Origin of the sequence: Coleofasciculus sp. FACHB-712, from assembly GCF_014695635.1 — a bacterium.
Classification (GTDB): Bacteria; Cyanobacteriota; Cyanobacteriia; order Cyanobacteriales; family FACHB-T130; genus FACHB-T130.
Genome location: NZ_JACJOQ010000333.1, coordinates 1 through 4,255, shown reverse-complemented (window position 1 = coordinate 4,255; position 4,255 = coordinate 1). Strand labels below are relative to the sequence as shown.

Sequence of the window (4,255 nt, the reverse complement as noted above, 5' to 3'; positions counted from 1 at the left end):
ATTTAAATTACCCAAGGTGCTACCCAAAAAACAGATCGTTCGACTAGGCAATTGCGTCGGTGCCAGTCGTGTCAATGCCAATTCATAAGTGCTGGCTAAAGCGTGAACCTGGAGGGAGGGATAATCAACTAGCAATTCCCTGGCACTACTTTCTAAAATGCCAGCACTCACGTCAATTGGCAGATAGCGCAGTGGGTAGCCGATTTCTTGGTAGGCATCTAGCAGAATCCGGGTTTTTGTTGAGCTACCGCTTCCCAGTTCTACCAGTTCGCTTTCCCCCGTCAACTGAGCAATTTCACCCGCGCACTTTTGTAAAATAGCTGTTTCTGTGCGCGTTAGATAATATTCAGGTAACTCACAAATTTGCTCAAATAGTTGGGAGCCTTTGTCATCGTAGAAATAGCGCGGCGTTAGAGATTTGGGAGTCTCACTTAAACCCTTCACGACATCAGTTCCGTCAATTTCTTGATTTTGTAACTGTGCCGTAGCGCTGAGTAGATGCTCTATCTGCAAGCGTTTTTCTATCGTGGATTGGGAAGCAGTTTTACCGCTTGCAGTTTTAGAAATTGTCATTTATCCTCCGTTTGTGTGGGCGCGAACAGCCGAATCACTGCGGCATCCGCTTTTACGCGATCGCGAGGGTCAAAATAGTTGGCTATAACCGTCAGCTAGTGAAACACAAAGCTATATTGAATAAAATCATGCCTGAGCTAGATGTATTTAGACTCAGGCTACTTGTTATACATTTTCCTGATAAATCGGCAGCTTATTTCAGTAAATAAAAAATCGGGCTGTGTTGATACATGATTGAAACGCCATGTACCACTATTTCTTAGCTCCTAATTTAGCGGGGGTTGGGGGAATCGAGTCAAGCGAATTCGGTCAGATTCCCCTAGCTCCCATCAATTAGAGGGAGAAATACCGATTGGATGCAGTACGGTTTAACCCCACCCAGATCTTCCCCATTTACCCAAAGAAATTCAATATTCGCCCCTCTCCGTTCACAGAGAGGGGCTGGGGGTGAGGTTCCGAGTGTGTCTATTGCACTTGAATGAAAACCGCTATAGATATAGCTACTTCGCACAGCGAAATCCAGACAAAATCTGACGGACGCTCGGATAATACCAGTTGCGGAAGCTAGAGCGCAAAGCGGCGGGACGAGTCGCCCAGCTACCACCTCTCAATACCTGATGCTCTCCATCAAAATAAGTCTTGGAATAACCAACGTAAGGGTAACTGACAAAACCGTCATAGCCATCAAAGCAGGTAGAAGTCCACTCCCAGACATTGCCGAGCATATCGTAGCAACCATAGGCACTCTGCCCAGAGGGATAAGCATTTACAGGTGTCGTTTGCCCTGCCAAGTTATCGTGGTTACATCGCTCTAGGTCTAACTCCGCCTCGCCCCAGGGATATGTGCGGCGACACAGTGCGATCGCATCCCAACTGGCTGCTTTTTCCCACTCTGCCTCGGTTGGCAGCCGCTTCCCCACAAATCGGGCATACGCTTGTGCCTCGTACCCGGAAACGCCGCAGATTGGATGATTATCCCAAGCTGTGTCAGGTGCCCAGTATAGCGGCTGATTCACGGGATTTTCTTGCAGCCATTTCCACCCAGCTTCTGTCCACCATCGGGCATTTTGATATCCTCCCGCTTCCATAAACGCCCGGTACTGTCCGCAAGTGACGGGATAACGGTCAATCCAGTAGGTATCCAAGTAAACTCGGTGAACTGGACGCTCGTTGTCTAAAGCTTCGATGGACTCGTTGCCCATCTCGAACTCACCCGCCGCAATTTCAACCATTTCCTCTAAGGCGGGGTGATTGCACGTTTCCGGTAGGTTAGCACGGCTTCCTACGTGGAATTGGGCGTCTCGACGCTGTAATTGCAGCACGAAGGAGATAGTTTCACTATGCTGGCTCTCATGCTGAATTAACCAGCGCCAAAGGCGTTCTTGCTCATCTAAAGGTGCAACTTCCAGGTAATCGAATACCTGTTCTCTAACTGTGTGCAGATAGCAGCGAATTTCAGTGAGCAGGGGTAAATAAACCCGTTGCATTTTGGGTAAGCCATCCGCCGCAAATAAGCGTTGATAACCAGCGATCGCATCTTGTCCCCCCTTGGCAAAGGGAAGTTCGAGGGGTTTACCTGCACTACGAACTAGCAGCCACAAAGCCTCGGTGTAGGCAATGTGCCCTAAATGCCAGCCAATCGGGCTAAAGTCAGGATGCACCTGACGACAGAAGGTGTCGTAGTTGATGCCTTCAAACAGTGCTAAAGTACCGGCACGGCAGCGCTGCATCGATTGTTTGATTTGTTGCCGGCGCTCATCAAGGGTACTCGCTCTGGCTACTTCAGAGTTGATGGATTTGAACTTCAAGGTCTTCTCCCACACTAATCATGCTTTGTTCGGGGAACCCGATCCAGTTGCCAGTAAACAATGGTTCAGATGCGATCGCTACTGCTTCTGGAAAGATAGGATCGTCCCGCAGCCAATACAGTGAGGGAACATTTGTTCCCTGAGCAAAGCGCGAGGCAACCATCCGATGTCCATCTGTGACAATTATGTTGGCAGAGATTGGTGTGTGGTAAGCATCAGCTAACTCGGTTAAAGTCATCAACGTTTTGTACAGTGCTTTTTCCAAGCTCATCCCAGGGTTAGATGCCAATTCATTCAGGAATAAGGCAAACATATGCTCGGAGTCTGTCGTGCCGTCAACAGATTGGTAAATTTCATCGCTCAGTCGGCTCCGAATCGGTTTATACAGTGTCTTGCGAAAGTTTTTGATCGCACCATTGTGTGTGAACAAGAGACGCTCGGAACGAAACGGCTGGCAGTTACTCAAATCTACTGACTGACCAGTAGTAGCGCTGCGAACATTGGCAAGGACGCATCCCGACTCAATATAACGGCTGAGGTTGGAGACATTCGTATCACCCCAAATGGGCAGCAAATTTTTGTAGATAAAGGGGTCGGTCTCTTTTTGGGCGTGATACCAGCCAATTCCAAAACCATCGGCACTAACGACACCAGAGGTCATCTCGCGGGGTTCATAGCTTTGGACAATCAGCGAGTGTTCCGGTTTGGACAAAAGGCAGTCCAGTAGAATAGGCGAACCGAGGTAGCCAAGTATACGGCACATTTTCTAGGGTTTGCTCCTACATTAATGGTTGAGATTAAGCTCCAAACCTTAAAAAAGGCTGAGATTTGGGGTGAATTGGCGATAGGAAATTGCTGAGAAACCGATGAGTTTGACGTTCGTTAGATGAACGTCATTCCAGATGAAAATCTTATTTTTGTTGAACCATCAGTCGTCCAAGAGAATCCGCAGCCAAAAGTAGCAACTTATACTGCAAATGCAAGAGCGATCGCTTTCATATTTTTGACAATACTTCATATTGTAGACACGCCATCTTTGGCTATGGCAGCGTAGAGGAGAATACCAGTCCAAAGGGGGAGCAATAATTGTCAGAGAGTTTAGCCTTTAACCCCAATCTGATTTTGCCCGTTGGGACCCAGATAGTGACTCGTGTTGAGATTCAAGATGCTGCGGGTGAAATTGCGCGATCGCGCGGCACCGTCGGCGTTATTATCAAATCACCCATTGACAACTCCCACGCCTATCGCGTCCAGTTTCCAGACGGGGGAGAGGCGTCTCTACGGCGCTCAGAACTCACCATCCACTCATCTTGGCAACAAGAAGGTCTGCAACTACCAGGAGCCGTTCTTGCCGATTTTGACCTTTACGAGTGTGTCATTTACCGCTGTATCGTCGGTTCAAGAGCCTACGGTTTAGATAATGCCAACTCTGATATTGACCGACGCGGCATTTACTTACCACCCGCCGATATCCACTGGTCGCTCTACGGAATTCCGGAGCAGTTAGAAAATAAAGAGAACGAGGAGTGTTACTGGGAACTCCAGAAATTTTTGACCTTGGCACTCAAAGCAAATCCGAATGTCTTAGAGTGCCTCTACACACCAGGTGTAGAAATGGTGATGCCCCTGGCTGAAGAATTGTTAGGAATTCGGTCTATTTTTCTCTCTCAGTTAGTTTACCAGACATATAACGGATATGTGATGTCACAGTTCAAAAAACTTGAACAAGATATCCGTACAAAGGGGGAATTTAAATGGAAGCACGCGATGCATCTAATCCGCCTGTTGTTGTCGGGCATCACCGTGCTGCAAGAGGGTTTTGTCCCAGTTCGCGTCGAAGAACACCGACAACAACTGCTGGCTATCCGCAACGG

At 48.1% G+C, this 4,255-nt stretch carries 5 protein-coding genes; 2 read left to right on the top strand and 3 right to left on the bottom strand.

Features of this window, described 5'->3' with window-relative positions; all coding sequences use genetic code 11:
- The 3 genes from H6F50_RS08510 to egtC form a co-directional block, all read right to left on the bottom strand.
- Window positions 1-573: L-histidine N(alpha)-methyltransferase (locus H6F50_RS08510; protein ID WP_190428347.1), on the bottom strand; the 573-nt coding region annotated here is incomplete at its 3' end.
- Window positions 574-1,073: 500 nt separating this feature from the next.
- The gene (locus tag H6F50_RS08505; RefSeq protein WP_190428348.1) at window positions 1,074-2,366 is read right to left on the bottom strand and encodes an SUMF1/EgtB/PvdO family nonheme iron enzyme; all 1,293 of its coding nucleotides are present in this window, start codon (window positions 2,364-2,366) and stop codon (window positions 1,074-1,076) included.
- On the bottom strand, window positions 2,356-3,144 hold the full coding sequence (egtC, locus tag H6F50_RS08500; RefSeq protein ID WP_190428346.1) for an ergothioneine biosynthesis protein EgtC: 789 nt from the start codon (window positions 3,142-3,144) through the stop codon (window positions 2,356-2,358). Before egtC ends, H6F50_RS08505 begins: the two co-directional genes overlap by 11 nt.
- 123 nt (window positions 3,145-3,267) lie before the next feature.
- On the opposite strand from egtC, the gene H6F50_RS08495 reads away from it, so the two are divergent.
- Window positions 3,268-3,435, top strand: coding sequence for a hypothetical protein (locus tag H6F50_RS08495; protein ID WP_190428345.1), 168 nt, complete (start codon window positions 3,268-3,270; stop codon window positions 3,433-3,435).
- 32 nt (window positions 3,436-3,467) lie between these two features.
- Window positions 3,468-4,255, top strand: a 788-nt coding sequence (locus tag H6F50_RS08490) for a nucleotidyltransferase domain-containing protein (protein ID WP_190428344.1), incomplete at its 3' end; no start/stop codon positions are given.

Coding starts and splice junctions, on each gene's coding strand:
- egtC (WP_190428346.1), bottom strand. CDS start 3,144: ATGTGCCGTATACTTGGCTACCTCGGTTCGCCTATTCTACTGGACTGC.
- H6F50_RS08495 (WP_190428345.1), top strand. CDS start 3,268: ATGAACGTCATTCCAGATGAAAATCTTATTTTTGTTGAACCATCAGTC.